Source organism: Actinocrispum sp. NPDC049592, from assembly GCF_040675465.1.
Lineage (GTDB): Bacteria > Actinomycetota > Actinomycetes > Mycobacteriales > Pseudonocardiaceae > Kibdelosporangium.
On record NZ_JBFAPA010000001.1, the window covers coordinates 874,041 to 895,969 of the forward strand.

22 protein-coding genes are annotated in these 21,929 nt (G+C 67.6%); 15 read left to right on the forward strand and 7 right to left on the reverse strand.

Going from position 1 to position 21,929, the window contains the following annotated elements; genetic code table 11:
- Window positions 1–164: 164 nt before the first annotated feature.
- On the reverse strand, window positions 165–1,955 hold the full coding sequence (locus AB0J95_RS04150; RefSeq protein WP_364752022.1) for a gamma-glutamyltransferase family protein: 1,791 nt from the start codon (window positions 1,953–1,955) through the stop codon (window positions 165–167).
- Between the two features lie 31 nt (window positions 1,956–1,986).
- Entirely contained in the window at window positions 1,987–3,258 is a 1,272-nt protein-coding gene (locus AB0J95_RS04155; RefSeq protein WP_364752025.1) for a UDP-glucose/GDP-mannose dehydrogenase family protein, read from the reverse strand.
- Between the two features lie 144 nt (window positions 3,259–3,402).
- Between AB0J95_RS04155 and AB0J95_RS04160 the strand changes: the two genes are divergently transcribed.
- Together AB0J95_RS04160 and AB0J95_RS04165 are read left to right on the forward strand one after the other, a co-directional pair.
- On the forward strand, window positions 3,403–4,365 hold the full coding sequence (locus AB0J95_RS04160) for an aldo/keto reductase (protein ID WP_364752028.1): 963 nt from the start codon (window positions 3,403–3,405) through the stop codon (window positions 4,363–4,365).
- 49 nt (window positions 4,366–4,414) lie between these two features.
- Entirely contained in the window at window positions 4,415–4,927 is a 513-nt protein-coding gene (locus AB0J95_RS04165; protein WP_364752031.1) for a MarR family transcriptional regulator, read from the forward strand.
- Here AB0J95_RS04165 and AB0J95_RS04170 read toward each other — a convergent pair.
- On the reverse strand, window positions 4,921–5,397 hold the full coding sequence (locus AB0J95_RS04170) for a hypothetical protein (protein ID WP_364752034.1): 477 nt from the start codon (window positions 5,395–5,397) through the stop codon (window positions 4,921–4,923). The genes AB0J95_RS04165 and AB0J95_RS04170 overlap by 7 nt on opposite strands.
- 107 nt (window positions 5,398–5,504) lie before the next feature.
- On the opposite strand from AB0J95_RS04170, the gene AB0J95_RS04175 reads away from it, so the two are divergent.
- The 7 genes from AB0J95_RS04175 (at window position 5,505) to AB0J95_RS04205 (ending at window position 10,649) form a co-directional block, all read left to right on the forward strand.
- On the forward strand, window positions 5,505–6,077 hold the full coding sequence (locus AB0J95_RS04175) for an RNA polymerase sigma factor (protein WP_364752037.1): 573 nt from the start codon (window positions 5,505–5,507) through the stop codon (window positions 6,075–6,077).
- A complete protein-coding gene (locus AB0J95_RS04180; protein WP_364752039.1) occupies window positions 6,070–6,684 on the forward strand; it encodes a zf-HC2 domain-containing protein in 615 nt (204 codons plus the stop codon). The genes AB0J95_RS04175 and AB0J95_RS04180 overlap by 8 nt, the downstream gene beginning before the upstream one ends.
- A 118-nt stretch (window positions 6,685–6,802) precedes the next feature.
- On the forward strand, window positions 6,803–6,946 hold the full coding sequence (locus AB0J95_RS04185; protein WP_364752042.1) for a hypothetical protein: 144 nt from the start codon (window positions 6,803–6,805) through the stop codon (window positions 6,944–6,946).
- A gap of 46 nt (window positions 6,947–6,992) precedes the next feature.
- Window positions 6,993–7,748, forward strand: coding sequence for an SDR family NAD(P)-dependent oxidoreductase (locus tag AB0J95_RS04190; RefSeq protein ID WP_364752045.1), 756 nt, complete (start codon window positions 6,993–6,995; stop codon window positions 7,746–7,748).
- Window positions 7,748–8,557, forward strand: coding sequence for a hypothetical protein (locus tag AB0J95_RS04195; protein WP_364752048.1), 810 nt, complete (start codon window positions 7,748–7,750; stop codon window positions 8,555–8,557). Before AB0J95_RS04190 ends, AB0J95_RS04195 begins: the two co-directional genes overlap by 1 nt.
- Window positions 8,558–8,643: 86 nt before the next feature.
- Window positions 8,644–9,981 carry an ATP-binding protein gene (locus tag AB0J95_RS04200; RefSeq protein WP_364752051.1) on the forward strand — a complete coding sequence of 446 codons (1,338 nt, stop codon included), beginning with the start codon at window positions 8,644–8,646 and terminating at the stop codon, window positions 9,979–9,981.
- Window positions 9,978–10,649: an RloB family protein gene (locus AB0J95_RS04205; protein WP_364752054.1), complete on the forward strand. Its 672-nt coding sequence runs from the start codon at window positions 9,978–9,980 to the stop codon at window positions 10,647–10,649. The genes AB0J95_RS04200 and AB0J95_RS04205 overlap by 4 nt, the downstream gene beginning before the upstream one ends.
- Before the next feature lie 9 nt (window positions 10,650–10,658).
- On the opposite strand, the gene AB0J95_RS04210 is transcribed toward AB0J95_RS04205, so the two are convergent.
- The 3 genes from AB0J95_RS04210 to AB0J95_RS04220 are packed head-to-tail and all read right to left on the reverse strand — an operon-like array spanning window position 10,659 to window position 13,224.
- Entirely contained in the window at window positions 10,659–11,777 is a 1,119-nt protein-coding gene (locus tag AB0J95_RS04210) for an aromatic ring-hydroxylating dioxygenase subunit alpha (protein ID WP_364752057.1), read from the reverse strand.
- On the reverse strand, window positions 11,774–12,922 hold the full coding sequence (locus tag AB0J95_RS04215; RefSeq protein ID WP_364752060.1) for an FAD-dependent oxidoreductase: 1,149 nt from the start codon (window positions 12,920–12,922) through the stop codon (window positions 11,774–11,776). The genes AB0J95_RS04210 and AB0J95_RS04215 overlap by 4 nt, the downstream gene beginning before the upstream one ends.
- Entirely contained in the window at window positions 12,919–13,224 is a 306-nt protein-coding gene (locus tag AB0J95_RS04220; protein ID WP_364752063.1) for a bifunctional 3-phenylpropionate/cinnamic acid dioxygenase ferredoxin subunit, read from the reverse strand. The genes AB0J95_RS04215 and AB0J95_RS04220 overlap by 4 nt, the downstream gene beginning before the upstream one ends.
- 119 nt (window positions 13,225–13,343) lie before the next feature.
- On the opposite strand from AB0J95_RS04220, the gene AB0J95_RS04225 reads away from it, so the two are divergent.
- Window positions 13,344–14,123, forward strand: a complete 780-nt coding sequence (locus AB0J95_RS04225) for an IclR family transcriptional regulator (protein ID WP_364752065.1) — start codon at window positions 13,344–13,346, stop codon at window positions 14,121–14,123.
- 357 nt (window positions 14,124–14,480) lie between these two features.
- Here AB0J95_RS04225 and purU read toward each other — a convergent pair whose 3' ends face one another.
- Entirely contained in the window at window positions 14,481–15,347 is an 867-nt protein-coding gene (purU, locus tag AB0J95_RS04230; protein ID WP_364752068.1) for a formyltetrahydrofolate deformylase, read from the reverse strand.
- A 130-nt stretch (window positions 15,348–15,477) separates the two neighbouring features.
- Here purU and betA point away from each other — a divergent pair, with 130 nt between their 5' ends.
- The 5 genes from betA to AB0J95_RS04255 all read left to right on the forward strand — a co-directional run bounded on the left by betA (window position 15,478) and on the right by AB0J95_RS04255 (window position 21,921).
- The gene (gene betA / locus AB0J95_RS04235; protein ID WP_364752071.1) at window positions 15,478–17,124 is read left to right on the forward strand and encodes a choline dehydrogenase; all 1,647 of its coding nucleotides are present in this window, start codon (window positions 15,478–15,480) and stop codon (window positions 17,122–17,124) included.
- On the forward strand, window positions 17,117–17,878 hold the full coding sequence (locus tag AB0J95_RS04240; RefSeq protein ID WP_364752073.1) for an IclR family transcriptional regulator: 762 nt from the start codon (window positions 17,117–17,119) through the stop codon (window positions 17,876–17,878). Before betA ends, AB0J95_RS04240 begins: the two co-directional genes overlap by 8 nt.
- 127 nt (window positions 17,879–18,005) lie before the next feature.
- Entirely contained in the window at window positions 18,006–18,995 is a 990-nt protein-coding gene (locus AB0J95_RS04245; protein WP_364752076.1) for a betaine/proline/choline family ABC transporter ATP-binding protein, read from the forward strand.
- Complete coding sequence (locus AB0J95_RS04250; RefSeq protein ID WP_364752079.1) at window positions 18,995–20,971, forward strand: ABC transporter permease subunit; 1,977 nt, start codon at window positions 18,995–18,997, stop codon at window positions 20,969–20,971. Before AB0J95_RS04245 ends, AB0J95_RS04250 begins: the two co-directional genes overlap by 1 nt.
- Window positions 20,968–21,921: an ABC transporter substrate-binding protein gene (locus AB0J95_RS04255; RefSeq protein WP_364752082.1), complete on the forward strand. Its 954-nt coding sequence runs from the start codon at window positions 20,968–20,970 to the stop codon at window positions 21,919–21,921. Before AB0J95_RS04250 ends, AB0J95_RS04255 begins: the two co-directional genes overlap by 4 nt.
- The last annotated feature ends 8 nt before the right edge of the window (window positions 21,922–21,929 follow it).

Sequence of the window (21,929 nt, forward strand, 5' to 3'; positions counted from 1 at the left end):
TGTTACCCACGTCACACAGTCAACCGGCGGAGGCTGGCGAGCGTCCTAGGGACGTAGTCCACCCACGGAGGAACCATGTGGATCCACGTCACTCTTGTGGCGATCGTGGCGGTGCTGTTCCTGGGCCGCCTCGTGGTAGTGCTGGCCAAGCGGCCCCGTAAGCCCTAGCGGCCGACCGCGTAGCCCTGCATGCCGCGGGGGTTGGCGGCGGCACGCAGGATTCCGGTCGAGGGGTCCCGCGACACGGCCGACATGCGGCCGAGGGTCCAGGGGCCCGCGTCGGTCACCAAGTGCCCGCGTTCACGCAGCTCACCGATGGTCCGCTCACCGAGCCTCGACTCGACGACGAGCTCACCCGGTTGCCAGTAGCGCGGGAAGAACGAGCTCGGGAACGCGCCGGAGTGCCAGTTCGGGGCGTCGATCGACTCCTGCAGGTTGAGCCCGCCGACCGTGTGGGCCAGCCAGAAGCACAGCTGCCACTGGTCTTGTTGATCGCCGCCGGGCGTGCCGAAAGCCATCCGCGGGACGCCGTTGTGCAGGGCCATCGACGGCGTGAGCGTGATCCGCGGACGGCGTCCTGGTTTCAGCGCGGACGCGAAATGTGGTTCCAGGGTGAACATCTGGGCACGCGTGCCCAGGCAGAAACCGAGCGAGGGGATGGCCGGCGAGGACTGCAGCCAGCCGCCGGACGGGGTCGCCGAGATCATGTTCCCGGCCGCGTCCACGACGTCGATGTGCACTGTGTCGCCGCGTACGACACCGCTGTTGCCGACGGTGGGTTCGCCCAGCGCTCCTGAGATTTCCTCGGACGGAACGAAGTAGGGCACGGCGAACGCGGGCAACTTGGGCGGACGCCGGTCCGGCGAACCCGGCCGCAGCTCGAACGACGCCCGGTCGGACACCAAGGCGCGGCGAGCCGCCGCGTAGTCGCGCGAAACCAGCTGCGCCAACGGGACCGCCGGGTCATCGCCGTACCAGGCCTCCCGGTCGGCGAACGCGAGCTTGGCGCACTCCACCGCGAGGTGCACGGTCTCCGCGGTCGGCACACCGTCCACATACGACAGCCGGTCGGCGAACCCTTCCAGCAGCCGGAGTTGTTGCGCGAGCACGGGCCCCTGCGTCCAGGCGCCGCACTTGACCAGGGTCCACTCGCCGAAGTCCACCGTCAGAGCGTCCTCAAAGGACGCCTGCCAGCCGGCGATGTCCTGCCCGGTCAGCAGGCCCGCGTGGTCGCGGCCGGAGTCGTCGCGGAAGGCGGTGCGGGCGAAGGCGTCGATCTCCTCGGCGACGAACCCGTGCGACCAGGCCCGCCGGGCCGCCTCGATCTGCGCGATCCGGTCCGGCCCGGCGCTTTCCGCCTCGGCGAGCAGGCGTTCCCAGGTGTCCGCGAGCACGGGGTTGGTGAACCGCGAGCCCTCCGCGGGCACCCGGCCGCCCGGCAGCCACAACGCCGCCGAGGTCGGCCAATGGTCGTTGAACAGGTCCACCACCGCCGCGATGGTGTCCGGGATCCTTGGTACCAAAGGGAACCCGTTGCGGGCGTAGCCGATCGCCCGGTCGAGCACGTCCCGGAGGGTCTTGGTCCCGTAGTCCCGCAACAGGATCAGCCAGCCGTCCCACGAGCCGGGCACGGTCGCGGCCAGCAACCCGCTGCCGGGCACCAGCTCCAGGCCGAGCCGGTGGTAGTGGTCGATGGTCGCCGCCGCGGGGGCGACGCCCTGGCCGCACAACACACGCGGCTGCGACTCGTGCGCGGCCTGGAAGACCGCGGGAACCTCGCCGCCCGGGCCGTTCAGGTGCGGTTCGACCACCTGCAGCACGAACCCGGCGGCAACAGCGGCGTCGAACGCGTTGCCGCCGTCCTCCAAGACCGCCATTCCCGCCGTCGACGCAAGCCAGTGGGTCGAGGCGACCATGCCGTGCGTACCGGCCAGTTCAGGGCGGGTAGTGAACATGTTCAAGCATCTAAGCCGATGTTCAATCGTTTCAACAGGGGCGGCCCATGCCCCGCCAGGTCAGGCCCGCCCGGCTGAGCAGGTCGCCGTCCAGCAGGTTGCGGGTGTCCAGCACGGTGAAGCCGTCCATCAGCTCGGCCACCCGGGTCCAGTCCAGCGAGCGGAACTCGGGCCATTCGGTCAGCACGAGCACGACGACCGCGCCCTTCACCGCCTCGTACGGGTCGTCCACCAGGCGGATGCCGGGCAGCTCACCGGAGATCGCCGGGTCGTGCGCGGTGATCTCGGCGCCTTCGGCCGCCAGCGCGTCCGCGATCCGGATGGCCGGTGAGTCGCGCAGGTCGTTCGTGCCCGCCTTGAACGCCAGGCCGAGCAGGCCGATCCGGGCTCCGCGCAGGGTGCCGTCACAGGCCTGCCGGACGCGGTCGAGGACCTCGTCGAGCTGGCGCTGGTTCTGTTCGATCGCCGAGCGCAGCAGCGGGAACTCCAGGCCCACCGACTCGGCCACGTGCACCAGCGCGTTGGCGTCCTTGGGCAGGCAGGACCCGCCCCAGCCGGGGCCCGGCTTGAGGAACGAGCGGCCGATCCGCGGGTCGTAGCCCATGCCCTCGGTCACCGCGAGCACGTCCGCGCCGACGCGGTCGCACAGCTGGGCGATCGCGTTGACGTAGGACAGCTTCACGGCGAGGAAGCAGTTCGCCGCGTACTTGACCATCTCCGCGCTGGCCGCGTCGAGGATCAGCGTCGGCGCCTGAAGTCCCTGGTAGAGCTCGCCGACCTTGCGTGCGGCGGAACGGTCCGATGAGCCGACCACGATCCGGTCGGGATGCAGGAAGTCGTCGACCGCGGTGCCCTCACGCAGGAACTCCGGGTTCGACACGATCGGCGAGCCGACCATCATGGCCAGCCGGTCAGCCGTGCCGACCGGGACGGTGGACTTGGTCGCGACCGCGCATCCGGGCGGCAGGATGTCCCGGACCTCGCCCAGCACGGATACGACCGCGCGCAGGTCAGCGGAGCCGTCGACGCCCATCGGCGTGGGTACGCACAGGAACAGCACGTCGGTGTCGGGTTCGACGGCCGCGCTCGCGCCGACGACGAACCGGAGCCGGCCGGTCCGCAGTCCGCGCTGGACCAGGTCGGCCAGGCCCGGCTCGAGGATGTCCACCTCGCCGGCCCGCAACCGCTCGACCTTGGCCGCGTCGATGTCCGCGCACACGACCTGGTGGCCCAGAGTCGCCAGGCACGCCCCGGTCGTTAGGCCGACGTAGCCGGTGCCGACCACCGCGATCTTTCGCTGCACCCGAACCACCCCATCGTCGCTGTTCTCACCAGCGACGGTCGCAGCCCGAGTTGACCCCCGCGCTAACAGCAGGCGGCATGCTCGAATACTCCATGCGACGGACGCCGCTAGGTCCAGCGGGTGCGCCGACATAGGGTGTCCCGGGTGGAGCACCGACATCTCGGTGAGTCCGGCCTGGTGGTCAGCACCGTCGGACTCGGCTGCAACAACCTTGGCAGGCCAGGAACTCCCGCGGAGTCGCTCGCCGGTTCCCGTGCCGTGGTGAGCGCGGCGCTGGACGCCGGCATCACGTTCTTCGACGTGGCGGACGTCTACGGGGCGCCGCGCGGCCGCAGCGAGGAACTGCTCGGCCAGGCGTTATCCGGCCGTCGCGACCACGCGGTGATCGCGACGAAGTTCGGCGTCGACATGCAGGGCGCCAACGGCCCGGACTTCGGCGCACGTGGGTCGCGCCGGTATGTACGGCGCGCGGTGGAGGCGTCTTTACGCCGCCTGGGCACCGACTGGATCGACCTGTACCAGCTGCACCGCGCCGACCCGCAGACGCCGATCGCGGAGACCCTGGGCGTGCTGTCCGAGCTGATCGGCGAGGGCAAGATCCGGTACGCGGGCGTCTGCAACCTCGCGGGCTGGCAGATCGCCGACGCGGCCTGGACGGCCCGGACCGAGCACGTGGCCAAGCCGATCTCCGCGCAGAACCACTACTCGCTGCTCGAGCGGGAGGCGGAGCGCGACGTCAACCCGGCGGCCCGCCGGTTCGGCCTGGGCGTGCTGCCCTACTTCCCGCTCGCCAACGGCCTGCTGACCGGCAAGTACAGCCGCGCGGACGAGCCACCGGCCGGTTCCCGCCTGGCCACCCGGCGCAAGCTGCTGGACGACGCGCCGTGGGAGCGGATCGAGCGGCTGCGGTCGTTCGCGGACGAGCGGGGCATCTCGATGACCACTCTCGCGATCTCCTGGCTGACCGCGCAGACCCCGGTGTCCTCGGTGATCGCCGGCGCCACCTCCGTCGACCAGGTGGTGGAGAACGCCGCCGCGGTGAAGTGGCGGCCCGCCAAGGATGAGCTGCTGCTGATTGACGAGATCTGCCCGCCCGGCCGCCGCTAGACAGATACTGAAGTACGTAATAATGTACTGACTCACTATGAGTCAAGTAATGAGTGACGCCGACGGAACGCTGTACGACGCCGGCGTCCGCACCTCCATGTCCCAGTTCGCCTCCGACACAGCCACCTTCGAAGCCGCCGCCGCGGTCCGGACCGCCTACCAGGCCATCGAGCGCCTACGCTCCCACGGAACCGACAGCCGTGGCCTCAGCTCCGGCGCCATGGACCTGCTGCTGCGCCTCAGCTCCGTCGAGTCCTCGCCGCTGAAGGACCTCGCCGGTTCGGCCGGTGTCAGCGCCCGCAACGTCACCGGCCTGATCGACACCCTCGAACGCGACGGCCTGGTCCGCCGCGCCCCCGACCCCACCGACCGCCGATCGGTGCGGGCCGAGATCACCGACGCGGGCCGCGACTGGCTCGAAGCGTTCCGCAAACCGTCCGAACTGGCCATGACCGCGCTGTTCCACGGCTTCACGCCAGACGAGCTGAGCCGGCTGCGTCACCTCTGCCTGCGCCTGGTCCAGAACCAGCAGCACATCGAGTCGCGGCTCAACCCTCAGTAGCCGTACCCACCGCCTCCGCCGCCACCACCGGTCTCCGTGGTGGCGGCGACAACGGTGGCGAACCACTGGAAGTCCGTGCCGCCGAACTTGTCCTTGACCATGTTGCCGCTCGCCTGCCCGGCAGTGTCCATTTTGAACACGTAGAGCGGCTTGCCTTGGTAGGTGAGCTGGGTTTTGCCGTTGTCGGACCGTTTGAGCGTGCTCAGGCCCGTCACCGGCCCGGTGGGCGTGGAGTTGTCCGCTGTCGTGGCGGGGAACCAGAATCCGAGGCAGTCCCCGGTGCAGCGCACCTGTCCGTCCGCTTCCTGCTCGGTGTAGTACAGCGTCTTGCCGGACCCGTCGACCAGGACGCTGCCCACGCCCGCCACGGTGGCGGTCGAGAGCGAACTGCCGGTGGTAGCGGTGTTTCCTGAGCCGCAAGCGGTCAGCAGCACGCCTGTGGCGGCCAGCAAAAGCCAACGTCGTCGCATCGCTTCGTCCTCCCGTTGTGGGGATCCGAAGTAGGTACGACCGCGACCGCCGGCGGGATTGCGCAATCTCTTGCGGGCCGTCGATCGTATGTACTGACATGGGCGGTATGGGCCTGCCCGCGGATCGCCTGTCCGACGAGGCGCTGCTCGCCGGGCTGGGCACCGGGCAGATGGAGTTCGCGGTCGCGTTCGTGCGGCGGTTCCAGCGCCGGGTGTTCGGTGTCGCGATCGCGGTGGTGGGTGACGTGCAGCTGGCCGAGGACATCGCGCAGCAGACCTTCGAACGGGCCTGGCGCCATGCCCAGGTGTACGACGCGCGCCGCGGCTCCGTCGCCGTGTGGCTGACCACCATCGCCCACAACGTCGCCGTCGACACGACCAAGGCCCGCAAGGCGACCCCGGTGGATCCGGACCAGCTGATCGGCATGATGACCGCCGTGGCCGACGGCCCGGAACGGCAGGCACTCGCGGCCGAGGCGTCCCGTGAACTGCGTGGCGCACTGGCGGGGTTGCCGCGGGAACAGGCGAGGGCGCTGGTGATGGCCGGGATCAGCGGGATGACCGCGCAGCAGATCGCCGACGCGGAGCACATCCCGTTGGGCACCGCGAAGACCCGGATCCGGACGGCGATGGGGAAGCTCCGCACCGCGCTGGCGACGAAACGAGGCGGCCATGAGTGAGATCGGCTGCGCTCAGGTGCGCGAGCTCGGCGCCGAGTTCGCCCTCGGCATCCTGGACGGCCGGCAGCGCGCCGAGCTGATGTCCCACCTCGAGGGGTGTGACGGTTGCCGGGACGAACTGCGGCAGCTGGCCGAGGTCAGGGACGAGTTGCTGACGCTCGTCCCGGCCGGCGAGCCGCCGCTTGGCTTCGAAAGCCGGGTTCTGCGTTCGCTGGGCCGCACGAAACGGCGCCAGTGGTTGCGTCCGGTTGCCGCGGCGGTCGCTCTGCTGATCGCTCTCGCTGGTGGCTGGCTGCTCGGTTCGAGTCGTCCGGACAGCCTGGTCAACGCGGAGCTGACGGCCGGTGGACGCGTAGTGGGGCACGCATTCCTGTACACACATTCGCCGTCGTGGGTGTACATGACCGTCGCCGGTGTGGGTGACGAGGTCAGCTGCCAGGTGGGGCGTGCCGACGGCAGTTGGGCCACGACCGGGTCGTTCTCGCTACGCAACGGATACGGCTACTGGGGTGGCCCAGCGAAAGCCGATCCCGGCAGCATCACCGCGATACGCCTGGTCCGGTCCGATGGGACGGTGCTGGCCGAGGCGACCCTGCCCGCGAGATAAGGGTCGATGTCAGCCCTGGGTAGTAGCGGTGGGTGACCTGTGCGGTCCCCCAGAAGTACGCGAATACCGCACTCCCGGCCGACGCGGTGGAACACGGTCGCCGCGCATGGTGGACAGCATGATGAATGTGCTGGCCATCGTGGCTGTGTTCATTGGGCTGGCGTTGGTCGCGGCCATCCCGCTGGTGGTGATGCTGCAGGTGGCGGACCGGCGGCAGACCGCCGTTAAGGACGTCACACCGCAGGACGGCCGCCAGGCCTGACGGCTAGCCTCTCTCCGTTGAGCCACAAGCCAAAGGAGAGCTGGTTATGCAGGTCGGCGGCATCGCGGCGGTAGTCACCGGTGGAGCGTCGGGTCTCGGCGGGGCCACCGCCCAGGCGCTGGCCGCGGCGGGCGCGAAGGTGTTCGCGCTGGACCTTCCGCAGGCGATCGAGAAGGCGGAGCAGGTCGAGGGCGTCACCTACACGGCCGCCGACGTGACCAACCCCGAGCAGGTCCAGGCGGCGATCGACGCGGCCTCGGCGACGGCTCAGCTGCGGGTCGCGGTGAACTGCGCGGGGGTGGGGACCGCGGGCCGGATCCTGTCCAAGAAGGGCGTGCACGACCTCGACCTGTACCGGAAGGTCATCGAGGTCAACCTGATCGGCACGTTCAACGTGCTGCGGCTGGCCGCGGAGGCCATCGCCAAGACCGACGCCGACGAGAACGGCCAGCGGGGCGTCATCATCAACACCGCTTCGATCGCCGCGTTCGACGGCCAGATCGGGCAGGCCGCGTACTCCTCGTCCAAGGGCGGCGTCGTGGGCCTGACCCTGCCGGCCGCGCGGGACCTGGCCAGCTCGGGCATCCGGGTGATGACCATCGCCCCGGGCATCATCGACACCCCGATGCTCGCCGGTGTCAGCGACGAGTTCCGGGCCGCACTCGCCGGTGGCGTGCCGTTCCCGCAGCGCCTCGGCCAGCCCGCCGAGTACGCGAACCTGGCGTTGTCGATCATCGCGCAGGACTACCTGAACGGCGAGGTCATCCGCCTCGACGGAGCCCTCCGGATGGCTCCGCGGTAGTGGCCGACGCGCGGGCCTTCCTCGACGAGCTGATAGCCGTGCGCAAGGGGCGCGGGATGTGCAGTCCGCACGTCTCGGCGAACCTGGGCCCGGCTCTCCGCCGCACGTGGGGCATCGAACGGGACGACAGCGACCGGGTGCTGCGCCAGAAGGCGGTGACGCACCTCCGGCCGTTCGTCGACGAGCTGCCCAAGGACGACCACTACCTGGTGGCGGCCGCGCTGGGGCTCGCCGAGGACCTGGCGTCGATGTCGTACATCCAGCGGCTCGCGTTCCTGGCCGACCGGTACGGGCACGACGACCGGACGATGCGAAGACGGGCGGATGCGGCCATGGCCGCACTCGCCGTCCTGCTCGCCAAGGCCTACGCCGACCTCCCCAGCTGGCGCACCCAACGACTGTCGATCATCCTCCGGCTCGGCCCGCGCCCGGTCTGCCTCGAAGAACGCACGATCATCGCCCTCGACGACAACATCCAGGACCTCACCGACGCCCAGCACGACTTCGACGTCCTCTACGGCGCCACCCGCGCCCTCCGCCTCCCCCACCCCCTCAAAGCCGGGGACACCGCCGAATACGGCCTGTTCAAACACTTCCCCGACGGCCAGACCCACTACGTGTACGTCCCCGCCCAGCCCTGCCCCGAGTTCAACCTGCGGATCCGCTTCGCCGAGCCACCCCTCCGCGTCACCTCATGGGACGGCACCGACGAACTCCAGCCGGACGCCGTCGGCGAAGTCGGCATGCGTTTCACCGACCTCACCCCCGGCGTCGGTTACGGCATCAAATGGGAGCCAGCCTTGAGGTGACCCTCAAGTAGACGCTTCCGCAGACTTTTTGCGGAAGCGGCCTTCTGAAGGTAGTCTTAAGGTAATCGAACACGCGGGGTGCCCTCATGCTGCTGTCCTTCAGCGTCACGAACTTCCGATCCATCAGGGACGAGCAGACCCTGTCCATGACCAGGAGCCGACGCATCGCCGCACACCGGACGACGCCGGAGGCCGACACCCCGGACACGAACACGGTCGCGGGCATCTACGGCAGCAACGCATCCGGCAAGTCCAACCTGATCCTCGCCGTGCGGTTCATGTGTGACGCCATACGTGACTCACACTCCCGGTGGTCACCTGAAGGCGGCACACCCTTCGATCCGTTCCGGTTGGACACTGAACATCCCACGGCTCCCTCCAGGTTCGAAGCAGAGATACAAGCACGAGACATCCGGTATCAATACGGTTTCGAACTCAACGGCGACAGGATACTGCGGGAGTGGATGTACGCATTCCCGCACGGGCGTCGCCAAACCTGGTTCGAACGAGATGCGGACGATAAGACCGAATGGTACTTCGGCAAAGGACTGGGCGGACAGAACAAGGTCATCAGCGAGATCACCAGACCCAACTCATTGTTCCTGTCGGCAGCGGCCACAGCGAACCACGACAAGCTTTCGTACGTTCACCACCTCTTCGTTGCACACTTCCGGTTCGCCAACGAAAGGAACTTCCGCTCCCGGATCAGGTTCACGATCAAAGAGATCGAGAAGCGCCCCGAAACTCTGGAGGAGCTCACCAGACTGCTCAAATTCGCCGACCTGGGCATCTGCGGAATAAAGTTGAAGAAACCAGACTACGACCTCAAACCCAGGCCGGAATTTGTCGAGCTCACTAAGAGATTGATTGCCGAAAGCGGAGACCTACCGTCCCCGACCGACCAAGAGATTGACAGCCTGCTGAAGCAAACGACCGAAATCGAGCTGCAGCACGCGAGTGCGGGTGGCCATGAATTGGTCGGTCTTCCGTTCGAGTCCGAATCCATGGGCACTCGGTCACTTCTGGCCTTGGGCGGCCCCGCGCTGCAGGCGTTCCGTACGGGCTACACACTTTTCGTCGACGAGATCGACACGAGCCTTCATCCCAACCTCGTTGCCGAACTCGTAAGGCTGTTCAAATCACCGGAAACCAACCCCAAGCACGCACAGCTGGTCTTCACGAGTCACGACACGTCCTTGATGGGCAACCTGATCGAGGATGGACCGGTCCTCGAACGCGATCAAACGTGGTTCATGGAGAAGGACCAGGGCGGCGCGTCCACGCTTTACCCGCTTACCGACTTCAATCCCCGGAAACAGGAGAACCTGGAACGGGGTTATCTACAAGGACGGTACGGCGCGGTTCCGTTCATCCGGACTCGTGAACTGGTTCCAGAAGCACGGTCGCCAGAGGAACATGCATGAGTCGCCGGAAGCCACTGTCTCCTGAGCGTTCGCTTGCTCGCAGAGGACCGACACGAGAGCCGCGAGCACGCTTTCTCATCCTGTGCGAGGGAAGGGTGACTGAGCCTGAGTACTTCCGATATGTCAAGGAAAAGCTCCGGGACCATTTGCTGGTGATCGAGATTTCCAAAGAGCACGGAGACCCGCTACGACTTGTCGAAGCAGCGGTGGAGAGATTTCGGTCCGCCCAGCGAGCCGCACGCAAGGATCGAGACGACAACCTAAAGTATGACGAAGTGTGGTGCGTAATGGATGTGGACACGCATCCACAGCTTCCCCGAGCCAAAATCCTGGCCGCACAGCACGGCATCCACCTCGCGATCAGCAACCCCTGCTTTGAGTTCTGGCCGCTTCTTCATTTTGTCGACAAGCGGGCGTACATCTCCGTTCAAGCCGTACAGAAGGAGCTCAGACACCACATGCCTCGTTATGAGAAGCTGCTGGACTGCTCGCTTCTGCATCAGCAGTTCCAGGTGGCGCGGAGCCGGGCCGTTTCGGTACACGCCCAACACGAGCGCGAAGGAAAGCCGAAAGAGAGCAATCCCAGCACCAACGTCTGGCAGCTCATCGACAGCTTGCTGGAAGCCAAGAAGCGGGCAGCACCACGGGAATGGTCCTGCCCGCTATAGCACTCGGGATCACGTGGCCAGCCTTGAGGTGAGCCATTCGTGGAAGGTGGCGATGTGGTGTTCGCTGGGGACGAGGACGCCGCCTTTGGCGTAGACGCGCGAGGACATGTTGGGCTGGCAGCGTTCGCAGGCGTCGAAGTCCTGGACGTTCACGCGGTGGAACAGCTCGACCGAGTGTGAGACGTCGCGGCCGCTCGCGACAACGTCCTTTGTGTACAGCCAGTCGCAGACGACGGTGGTGCGGTCGGCGGCGACCGGGAACATGCGGTGGAAGATCACGTGGTCGGGGACCAGGTTGATGAACACCTGGGGGTTGACGGTGATGGCGTAGTACTTGCGGTCCTGGTCCTCGCCGACGCCGGAGATCTTGTCGAGGCCTTCGCTGCCGTCGACGGTGAAGCCCTGGGCGTCATCGGCGAAGGCGGCGCCGTGGCCGACGTAGTACTGGGCCGCGTAGCCATCGGCGAACTCGGGCAGGACCTCGGTCAACTCGGGGTGGATCGTGGCGCAGTGGTAGCACTCCATGAAGTTCTCGATGATGAGCTTCCAGTTCGCCTTGACGTCGTAGACGATCCGGCGCCCGACCGACAGGGAGTCGACCTCCCAGTGGTCGATCATCGACGTGTCGCCGAGGCGCGCGGCGGCCGCGCCCATCACAGTGTCCTCAAAGGACGGTGGGGTATCCGCGAGGCAGACCCAGGCGTAGCCCAGCCATTCGCGCAGGTGCACCGGGACGAGACCCCATTCGGTGCGGTCGATGTCCGGCATCTTGGTCAGGTTCGGTGCCGCGATGAGCTTGCCGTCCAGGCCGTAAGTCCAAGCGTGGTAAGGACATTGCAGCGACCGCTTGGTCTCCCCCGCGGCGTCCACACACAGCTTGGCGCCGCGGTGGCGGCACACGTTCAGGAACGCCCGCAGCTCACCGTCGCGCCCGCGCACCAGGATCACGCTTTCCCGGCCCACGTCGACGGTCTCGAACTTGCCGGGCGTATCGATGTCGTCCACGCGCGCCACGGCGAACCACATGGCCTCGAAGACCCGGCTCTGCTCGAGGGCGAACACCGCGGGATCGGTGTAGTAGTGCCCGGGCAGCGTCGCGAGCAGGCTGGGCGGCAGGCTGATGGTCAACTCAACACCCCTTCGGTGACGGTGGTCAGCTCCCGGCGCCAGCGGCCGAACACCCGCGCCTCGTCCCGGGAGAGCACAGCGACAGGCCGCGACTCGCGGCGGTAGACAGCGGTGAACGGGCCGTCGGCGGCGCCGGACACGATCTCGACCTGGTCGCCCTCCTGCCGGTGCCCGGCGAACTGCAGCCGCGACCCGTACTGGTCGGACCAGAAGTACGGCACGGCGAACCTCGCCGCGTGCACGCTCGTGCGGCCCATCAACGTGGCCGCGGCGATGCGAGGCTGCTGCAACGCGTTCGTCCAGTGCTCCTGGCGGAGCACGGTCTGGGCGTGGTCGTTGAACGAGGAGGCGCAGTCGCCGACCGCGACGACCTGCGGGATGTTGGTGGAGCACTTGGCATCCGTGACCACCCCGCCGTCGATGATCAACCCCGACCCGGCCAGCCACGAAACGTTCGGCGTCGCGCCAACCCCGGCCACGACGACATCCGCGCGCAGCTCGATGCCATCCGCGAGCCGCACCAAGTGATCGGCGATCTCCGCCACCGGCACACCCGTGATCAGTCGAACGCCGTTCGCTGCATGTAGCGAACCGCAGATCCGGCCCATCTCGGCACCGAGCGGCCCGGCCATCGGCACCGGCAGCGCCTCGACCACGGTCACGTCCAGACCCAGTTTCCGTGCCGTGGAAGCAACTTCGGCGCCGATGAAGCCCGCCCCGATCACCACCACCGAACCGGCGGAAGCGAAAGCCGAGCGCAGCGCGATGGCGTCATCCAGCGTCCGCAGCGTGTGAACGTTGCGCCCAGGCAAGGTCCGCGCCCGCGCACCGGTCGCCAGCACAACGCCGTCGGACTGAACGCGTTCGCCGGTGCTCAGCACCACCGAACGGTCGGACGGATCCAGCTGGACCGCGGAAACGCCCAGCCGCCAGTCGACGTCCAGCAGCTTGTCGTCCGTGGTCAGCAACGAGATGTCCGGGGACTCGCCGGCCAGGAACTCCTTGGACAGCGGTGGCCGGTCGTAGGGCTCGTGGGTCTCCTCGCCCAGCACGATGATCCGCCCGGCGAACTCCTGCGCGCGCAGGGCGCGGGCGGCGGAAAGGCCGGCCAGTGAGGCGCCGACCACGGTGATGGTCCGCATCATGCGCTCACCTCGACGTAGATGTTGCCGTCCCGGACGACCACCTCGTGCGTGCGGACCGGGACCTTGGCCGGCGGACCGGTCGGTTTGCCGGTGCGCAGGTCGAAACAGGACGCGTGCAGCGGGCACTCGACTGTGCAACCCTCGAGCCAGCCCTCGGCGAGTGAGGCGTCCTGGTGCGTGCAGGTGTCGTCGATCGCGAAGTACTCGCCGTCCACGTGGAACACCGCGATGGGGGCGTCGCCGTGCTCGAGTCTGTGCGCCTCGCCGTCGGGGAGGTCCGCCACCGCGCAGACCAGGATCATCTTGCCTCCGTTGTGCGATACACAACAAGTCGTGCGATAAGCAACAGAGTGAGGCCTGCTCAGATGCGCGTCAAGGGTTCAACCAGGGGAATCGCAGTACGGGTGAGTAAGGTTGCGGCATGGGGAACGAAAAGCCGCAAACCCCGGCAGTACAGGTCCAGTCCGTGGACCGGGCACTGGCGATCCTGGACATCCTCGCCCTGAAGGGTGAGGCCGGTGTCACGGAGATCGCTGCGGAGCTCGACGTCCACAAGTCCACGGCGTTCCGCCTGATCGGCGCGCTGGAGAACCGGCGCCTGGTGGAACAGGTGGCCGAGCGGGGGAAGTACAGACTCGGCTTCGGCATCGTCCGGCTGGCCGGTGCCACCACGGCGCGCCTCGACCTCCCCAGAGAAAGCCAGCCGGTCTGCGAGCGCCTGGCCATGGAGCTGGACGAGACGGTCAATGTCGCGATCATGGACTCCGGCCAGGCCACGAACATCATCCAGGTCTACGGCACCGCCGCGGTGACCACGCGCAACTGGATCGGCCAGCGCACCCCGCTGCACGCCACGTCGAGCGGGAAGGTCCTGCTGGCGTGGGCGGCCGAGGAGGACCTGGAGACCGCGATGGACACCCTGGAGCGCTACACGCCCAACACCATCACCAGCCGGTCCAAGCTGCTGGCCGAGCTGGAGGCCATCCGGGCCAACGGCTGGGGCAGCACGGCCGAGGAGCTGGAGATCGGGCTGAACGCCATCGCGGCGCCGATCCGGGACGGCTCCGGCGAGGTCATCGCGGCCGTCAGCGTGTCCGGGCCGGCGTACCGGCTGGGGGTGGACTCCTACCCGGACGTGGCCGAGAAACTGTGCGCCGGAGCCGCCGAGATCAGCTCGCGGGTCGGCTACTTCGGCGGATAGCGACAGTCACCACCGCGAGCACCCCGGCTCGTGAGGCAGGGTCCGCCGCCATCGCCGTCTGCGCCTTGAACAGCGCTCCAGCGCAGGGCGAACGCGAAGAACCCGACCGCGACCAGGACCGGCACCTTCGGACCTCGGTGCGGCTTCGAGCTGATCTCCGAGCCGATCGGCCTGGCCTGCGCGCCGGGCCGGGGTTGGGATCTCGTTCGTGCCGCTGGGCCTGGACTTCTCCCCGCACCCGCGGCCGGGCGACGCGCTGCGGCTGATCCCGCTCGCCGACGCGCGGCTGGACCGGCGGATCGACTCACCTACCCCGCCGGGCCTGCGGCCAGCCCCGCGACCAGGCGGTTCGTCGAGCTACTTGAACACCACCGTGCGGTGGCCGTTGAGCAGGACCCGCCGTTCGACGTGCCACTGGACGGCTCGTGACAGCGCCAGGCACTCGGCGTCCCGGCCGATCACCGCGAGCGACTCGGCGTCCTGGGTGTGGTCCACCCGGATCACCTCCTGCTCGATGATCGGGCCCTCGTCCAGGTCGGCGGTGACGTAGTGGGCGGTCGCGCCGACCACCTTCACGCCCCGCTCAAACGCCTGGTGATAGGGCTTGGCGCCCTTGAAGCTGGGCAGGAACGAGTGATGGATGTTGATCACCCGGCCCTCCAGCTTCTGGCACAGCCCGTCGGAGAGCACCTGCATGTACCGGGCCAGCACGGTCAGCTCGATGTTGTTGCGCTCGATCAGCTCGAGCAGCTTGGCCTCGGCCGCGGCCTTGGTCTCCCGGGTGACCGGGATGTGCGCGAACGGGATGTTGTAGGACTCGGCCAGCCGCCAGAAGTCGGTGTGGTTGGACACGATCAGCGGGATGTCGATCTTCAGCTGACCGGTCTGCCAGCGGTAGAGCAGGTCGTTGAGGCAATGCCCGAACCGGGACACCATGATCAGCACCCGCGGCCGCTCGTCGAGGGCGTTGAGCTGCCATTCCATCCCGTAGACGGTCGCGGTGCGGGCGAAGGAAGCGCGCAGGTCCTCAAGGGCGACCGGGTTCCGGCGAGCGGCGAAGTGCACCCGCATGTAGAACCGTTCGGAGTCGAACTGCCGGTTGTCCACGATGTCGCAGCCGTGTTCCACCAGGAACCCGGAGACCGCGTGCACGATGCCGAGCTGCTCGGGGCAGGTGAGGGTCAGCACGAACTCGTCGCTCACCACGACCTCCAGTTGCGTCATATGAGACATGAGACGTAGTTCGCAACAGTGTCCGCACCAGTTGGCGTCCGCGTCAAGCCCAGCTAGCCTGCTGACACACCGCATTGTGAACCCAGTTGAGTAATACGCAACAGAATCACCGGGAGGCGCGATGGGCTACGACTACATCATCGTCGGTGGCGGGTCCGCCGGCTGCGCGCTGGCCAACCGGCTGTCCGCCGACCCCGCGACGAAGGTCCTGGTGCTCGAGGCCGGCCGGCCCGACTGGATCTGGGACGTCTTCATCCACATGCCCGCCGCGCTGACCATGGTCATCGGCAACCGCTTCTACGACTGGAAGTACTTCTCCGAGCCGGAGCCGTTCATGGGCGGCCGCCGGGTCTCGCACGGCCGCGGCAAGGTGCTCGGCGGGTCGTCCAGCATCAACGGGATGATCTTCCAGCGCGGCAACCCGATGGACCTCGAGCGCTGGGCCGCCGACCCGGGCATGAAGGACTGGGACTACGCGCATTGCCTGCCGTACTTCAAGAAGATGGAGAGCTGCCTGGCCGGCGCCGACGAGTGGCGCGGCGGCGACGGGCCGCTGATCCTGGAACGCGGCCCCGCCAAAAACCCGTTGTTCGGCGCCTTCTTCGCGGCGACCCAGCAGGCCGGGTACCCGATCACCAAGGATGTCAACGGGTTCCAGCAGGAGGGCTTCGCCCGGTTCGACCGCAACATCCACAAAGGACGGCGGTGGTCGGCCGCCCGCGCGTACCTGCACCCGGTGAAGAACCGTCCAAACCTGACAGTCCAGTGCCTGGCGCACGTGAACAAGGTCCTCTTCGAGGGCACGACCGCGGTCGGCGTCGAGTACCAGCGGTTCGGCCGTGCCCACCGGGTTCGCGCCCACGAGGTCATCCTCAGCGGCGGCGCCATCAACACCCCGCAGCTGTTGCAGCTGTCCGGCGTCGGCAACGCCAAAGAGCTTGCGGCGCTGGGCATCGACGTCGTCAAGGACCTGCCGGGCGTCGGCGAGAACCTGCAGGACCACCTCGAGGTCTACGTCCAGCACGCTTCCAAGAAGCCGGTGTCGCTCAACCCCGCGCTGAAATGGCGGAATCGTCCGCTGATCGGGCTGCAGTGGCTGCTCGCCCGCAAGGGTCCGGCCGCCACCAACCACTTCGAGGGCGGCGGGTTCGCGCGCAGCAACGAGGACGTCGAGTACCCGAACCTGATGTTCCACTTCCTGCCGCTGGCCGTGCGCTACGACGGTTCACAGCCGACCGCGGGACACGGCTACCAGGTGCACATCGGCCCGATGTACTCCGACGCCCGCGGCTCGGTGAAGATCAAGTCCACGGACCCGCGTGAGCATCCCGCGCTGCGGTTCAACTACCTGTCCACCGACCAGGACCGGCGCGAGTGGGTCGAGGCGATCCGGGTCGCCCGCGAGATCCTCAAGCAGCCCGCGTTCGACGAGTTCAACGACGGCGAGATCTCCCCCGGGCCGGATGTCCGGACCGACGAGGAGATCCTGGCCTGGGTCGCCAAGGACGCCGAGACCGCGTACCACCCGTCCTGCACGGCGAAGATGGGCATCGACGAGATGTCGGTCGTGGACCCCACGACCATGAAGGTGCACGGGGTCGAAGGGCTGCGCGCGGTCGACGCGTCCGTCATGCCCTATGTCACCAACGGGAACATCTACGCCCCGGTGATGATGGTCGCCGAGAAGGCCGCCGACCTGATCCTCGGCAACACCCCGCTGCCGCCGTCCGACGCTCCCTACTACCGCCACGGGGCGAGCCATGAGTGACAGCACGATCCAGTCGGTCGACCGCGCGTTGACCGTGCTCAGACTTCTTGCCAGATACGGCGAGCTCGGCGTCACCGACATCGCACGCAAGCTGAAAGTGCACAAGTCCACCGCGTTCCGGCTGGTCACCACGCTGGAATCACACGATCTGGTGGAACAGCACAGTGATCGCGGCAAGTACCGGCTCGGCGTCGGCGTGCTGCAGCTGGCCGGCGCCACCACCGCGAAGCTGGATCTGGTGCAGCGCAGTCGTCCGGTGTCCCAACGACTGGCCGAGGTGGTCGGCGAGACGGTGAACATCACCGTGCTGGCCGGGCAGGAGGCGCTCTACGTCGACCAGGTCGCCGGTTCGGCCGCGCTGCAGCTGCACAACTGGGTCGGCCAGCGGATCCCGTTGCACGCCACCTCCAACGGGAAGGTGTTGCTCGCAAGCGTTTCCGGGGTCCGGTTCGACGAGCTGACCTCCGGCGTGCTGAAGCGGTTCACCGACAAGACCATCACCTCGCGCCAGGAGCTGAGGGTCCAGGTCGAGCGGGTCCGGCAGAACGGGTTCGCCATCGCCGTCGACGAGCTCGAGGTGGGCCTGACCGCCATCGCCGCGCCGATCAGCGGAGCCGACGGAGTTGTGGTGGGATCCATCAGTGCTTCCGGACCGGGTTTCCGCATTACCAGGGCCCACCTGCCCGATGTGGCCAAGCACGTCGTGGCCTCTGCCCAGGAGATCTCCCGCAGATTGGGATGGCACGGTCACTAGATAAAACCGATTTGAAACACGACACAGTCTTGACTAGTGGACAGGCTTGAGCTGATTGTGTTCCATGCACGGAACTCAGGTGCACGATACGCAACAACCAGTCATCTCGGTCCGGAACCTCTGGAAGGTGTTCGGACCCCGGGCGGCGCGGGTGCCCGGCTCCGCGGAGCTGAGCGCGCTGTCCCGGCGCGACCTGCTGGACAAGACCGGCTGCACGGCGGCGGTGCGCGACATCGGCTTCGAGGTCGCGCCCGGCGAGGTGTTCGTCGTGATGGGCTTGTCCGGCTCCGGCAAGTCCACCCTGGTCCGGTGCCTCACCCGGCTGGTCGAGCCGACCGCCGGTGAGGTGATCTTCGAGGGCGAGGACATCCTACGAGCCGACGAGAAGCGCCTCAGAGAACTGCGCAGGCGCAAGTTCGCCATGGTGTTCCAGCACTTCGGCCTGCTGCCGCACCGCTGTGTGCTGGACAACGTCGCGTACGGCCTGGAGATCCGGGGCGCCGGCAAGGCCGAGCGGACCAAACGCGCCAACGAGGTGATCGAGCTCGTCGGGCTGTCCGGGTACGGCCACGCGTATCCCGACCAGCTGTCCGGCGGCATGCAGCAGCGGGTCGGCCTGGCGCGCGCGCTGGCCGTGGACCCGGACGTGCTGCTGTTCGACGAGCCGTTCTCCGCGCTGGACCCATTGATCCGCCGGGACATGCAGAGCGAGGTGATCCGCCTGCACCACGAGGTCGGCAAGACGATGGTGTTCATCACGCACGACCTGTCCGAGGCGCTCAAGCTCGGCGACCGCATCCTGATCATGCGCGACGGTGCGCTCGTGCAGATCGGCACCGGCGACGAGCTGGTCGCCGCGCCGGCCGACGACTACGTGCGCGACTTCGTCAAGGACGTGCCGCGTTCGCACGTGCTGACCCTGAAGTGGATCATGCGCCGGCCCAAGCCGGACGACCAGCTGGACGGTCCCGAGCTGGGGCCGGACGTGGTGGTGCGGGAGGCCACCCGGGCCGTGCTGGCCGCCGAGAAGCCGGTCAAGGTCGTCAAGGACGGTGAGCTGCTGGGCATCGTCGGCGACGAGGAGATCCTGTCGATCATCGCCGAAAGCAGCACGTGATGGCGGTATCGACTCCCATCACGGTCACCCGGCCGGTCGACGATGGCGGCACCGGGTTCAAGCTGATGCAACGGCGTGGCTCGATCGTCGCCGCGGTGCTCGTGGCCTGGCTGGTGCTGTGGCTGTTCCTGCGCGGCACGGCGACCCTGCCGCTCGCGCCGGCCCAGCTGACCGGGCTGCACCACTCGCTCAACGACCTGAACGACGGGATCGGCGAGAACCGCAACTCCAGCTGGATCTTCCTGTACTTCTTCAACGAGATCCGGCTGGTCATCGACCAGTTCGTGATCTTCCTGCAGTCGCTGATCTCGCAGCCCGGCTACGGCCGCCCGCTGCCGCTGATCGGCTGGCTCGGCGTGGTGACGCTGGTCGGGTTCGTGTCGTACGCGGTCGCCAACCTCCGCGTGGCGCTGCTGGCCGCGGCCGGGTTCTTCTTCCTCGGCCTGCAGGGGCTGTGGCGGGAGAGCATGGACACGCTCGCGCTCACCCTGGCCGCGGTGATCATCTCGTTGCTGATCGGCATCCCGCTGGGCATCTGGGCGGGTGTGTCGAACAGGTTCAACAAGATCATCACGCCGGTGCTGGACTTCATGCAGATCATGCCGTCGTTCGTGTACCTGGCTCCGTTGACGCTGATCTTCCTGATCGGCCCGGCCTCGGCGACCATCGCGACGCTGATCTACGCGGCGCCGCCGGTGATTCGCCTTACCGCGCACGGGATTCGCAACGCACCGCACGACACGGTGGAAGCCGCCGAGTCGATGGGGTCGACGAAAACCCAGACGCTGACCAAGGTTCTGCTGCCCGCGGCAAAGCGGACCATCGTGCTCGGCGTGAACCAGACGATCATGGCGGCGCTGGCGATGGTCACCATCGCGGCCCTGATCGACGCGCCCGGGCTGGGCAAGACGGTCGTGAAAGCGTTGCAGACACTCGATGTGGGCACCGCGTTCAACGCCGGCCTGGCGATCGTGATCATGGCGATCGTGCTGGACCGGGTCACCACCGCGGCGGCGCAACGCGGCCGGCGGCGGCCGAACCGGATCGCCCTGGGGATCGCGGCGGTCGCCACGATCTTCGCGATCTGGTTGTCCTACACGTATGTCTGGGCCGCGGAGTTCTCCTCGGACCTGGACATCGGCAGCACCATCGCGCAGTGGGCCGGCGACGTCACCACCTGGGTCCAGTCGAACCTGTCGCCGGTCACCAACGGCATCAAGGACCTGTTCACCTCGGTGCTGATCGACCCGTTGCAGGCGTTGCTGGCCGACTCGCCGTGGTGGCTGGTGGCCCTGGTCGCGGTCGCGATCTCGGCGACGATCGGCAGCGTCCGGGCCGCGATCATCGCCGCGGTCTGCGTCGCTCTGCTCGTGCTGTCCGGGTTGTGGCAGGACAGCATGACCACGCTGGCGTCCACCCTGGTCGCCACCGTGTTCACGATGATCATCGGTCTGGTGGTCGGGGTGTGGATGGGCCGGAGCTACCACGCGGACCGGGTCATCCGGCCGGTGCTGGACGCCGCCCAGACCATGCCCGCGTTCGTGTACCTGGTGCCGTTCCTGGCGTTGTTCGCGGCCAGCAGGTTCACCGCCATCGCCGCCGCGGTCGTCTACGCGGCGCCGGTGGCCACGAAGATCGTCGCGGACGGGATCCGCGGCGTGTCGGGGACGACGGTGGAGGCGGCGGTGTCGTCCGGGTCCAGCACCTGGCAGACCATCACCAAGGTCCAGCTGCCGATGTCGGTGCGGGCACTGACCCTGGCCACCAACCAGGGCCTGATCTACGTGCTGTCCATGGTCGTGGTCGGCGGCCTGGTCGGCGCCGGCGCGCTCGGCTACGACGTCGTCGCGGGGTTCTCACAGGGCGAGCTGTACGGCAAGGGACTTGCCGCCGGTATCGCGATCGTGCTGCTCGGGGTCATGCTCGACCGTCTCACGCAGGCGGCGGCCAACCGCATGGAAAGAGGAACAAGGTGAGGATTGCGGCAATCGCGGTCGTCGCTGCCCTGGCTCTGGCCGGGTGCAGCGGGGCCAAGGTCGGGGAGAGTTCAGGCGGCGGCGGTGGGTCCCAGGCCAGCTGCGGCACCTTCAACCTCGCGGTCAACCCCTGGGTCGGCTACGAGGCCAACGCCGCGGTGATCGCCTACGTGGCGGAGAAGAACCTCGGCTGCCGGGTCACCAAGAAGGACCTGAAGGAAGAGGTGGCCTGGCAGGGCTTCGGCACCGGCGAAGTGGACGCGGTGGTGGAGAACTGGGGTCACGACGATCTGCGGAAGAAGTACATCGACGACCAGAAGACCGGCGTCTCGGCGGGTTCGACGGGAGTGAAGGGCCAGATCGGCTGGTACGTCCCGCCGTGGCTGGCGAAAGAGCACCCCGACGTGCTCGACTGGAACAACCTGAACAAGTACGCGGACATGTTCAAGACCTCCGAGTCGGGCGGTCAGGGCCAGCTGCTGGACGGCGACCCCTCGTTCGTCACCAACGACGAGGCACTGGTGAAGAACCTGAAGCTGAACTTCAAGGTGGTCTACGGCGGCAGCGAGACGGCGCTGATCCAAGCGTTCAAGCAGGCCGAGGAGCAGAAGAAACCCCTGATCGGCTACTTCTACTCACCGCAATGGCTGCTGTCGGAAGTCAAGCTGGAAAAGGTGAAACTGCCCCCATACACCCAGGGCTGCGACGCCGACCCGGAGAAGATCGCCTGCGACTACCCGGACTACGACCTCGACAAGATCGTGAGCAAGAAGTTCGCGGACGCCAATGGCCCCGCATACCAGCTGGTGAAGAAGTTCCAGTGGACCAACGACGACCAGAACCTCGTGGCCCGCTACATCGCGCAGGACAAGATGACGCCTGACGCGGCCGCGAAGAAGTGGGTGGACGCCAACCAGGACAAGGTCAAGGCCTGGCTGCCCAGCACGTGATTCACCGC

Coding starts and splice junctions, on each gene's coding strand:
- AB0J95_RS04150 (WP_364752022.1), bottom strand. CDS start 1,955: ATGTTCACTACCCGCCCTGAACTGGCCGGTACGCACGGCATGGTCGCC.
- AB0J95_RS04165 (WP_364752031.1), top strand. CDS start 4,415: ATGAGTGACGCCGACGGAACGCTGTACGACGCCGGCGTCCGCACCTCC.
- AB0J95_RS04170 (WP_364752034.1), bottom strand. CDS start 5,397: ATGCGACGACGTTGGCTTTTGCTGGCCGCCACAGGCGTGCTGCTGACC.
- AB0J95_RS04175 (WP_364752037.1), top strand. CDS start 5,505: ATGGGCCTGCCCGCGGATCGCCTGTCCGACGAGGCGCTGCTCGCCGGG.
- AB0J95_RS04180 (WP_364752039.1), top strand. CDS start 6,070: ATGAGTGAGATCGGCTGCGCTCAGGTGCGCGAGCTCGGCGCCGAGTTC.
- AB0J95_RS04185 (WP_364752042.1), top strand. CDS start 6,803: ATGATGAATGTGCTGGCCATCGTGGCTGTGTTCATTGGGCTGGCGTTG.
- AB0J95_RS04190 (WP_364752045.1), top strand. CDS start 6,993: ATGCAGGTCGGCGGCATCGCGGCGGTAGTCACCGGTGGAGCGTCGGGT.
- AB0J95_RS04200 (WP_364752051.1), top strand. CDS start 8,644: ATGCTGCTGTCCTTCAGCGTCACGAACTTCCGATCCATCAGGGACGAG.
- AB0J95_RS04205 (WP_364752054.1), top strand. CDS start 9,978: ATGAGTCGCCGGAAGCCACTGTCTCCTGAGCGTTCGCTTGCTCGCAGA.
- AB0J95_RS04215 (WP_364752060.1), bottom strand. CDS start 12,922: ATGATGCGGACCATCACCGTGGTCGGCGCCTCACTGGCCGGCCTTTCC.
- AB0J95_RS04220 (WP_364752063.1), bottom strand. CDS start 13,224: ATGATCCTGGTCTGCGCGGTGGCGGACCTCCCCGACGGCGAGGCGCAC.
- AB0J95_RS04225 (WP_364752065.1), top strand. CDS start 13,344: ATGGGGAACGAAAAGCCGCAAACCCCGGCAGTACAGGTCCAGTCCGTG.
- purU (WP_364752068.1), bottom strand. CDS start 15,347: ATGACGCAACTGGAGGTCGTGGTGAGCGACGAGTTCGTGCTGACCCTC.
- betA (WP_364752071.1), top strand. CDS start 15,478: ATGGGCTACGACTACATCATCGTCGGTGGCGGGTCCGCCGGCTGCGCG.
- AB0J95_RS04240 (WP_364752073.1), top strand. CDS start 17,117: ATGAGTGACAGCACGATCCAGTCGGTCGACCGCGCGTTGACCGTGCTC.
- AB0J95_RS04250 (WP_364752079.1), top strand. CDS start 18,995: ATGGCGGTATCGACTCCCATCACGGTCACCCGGCCGGTCGACGATGGC.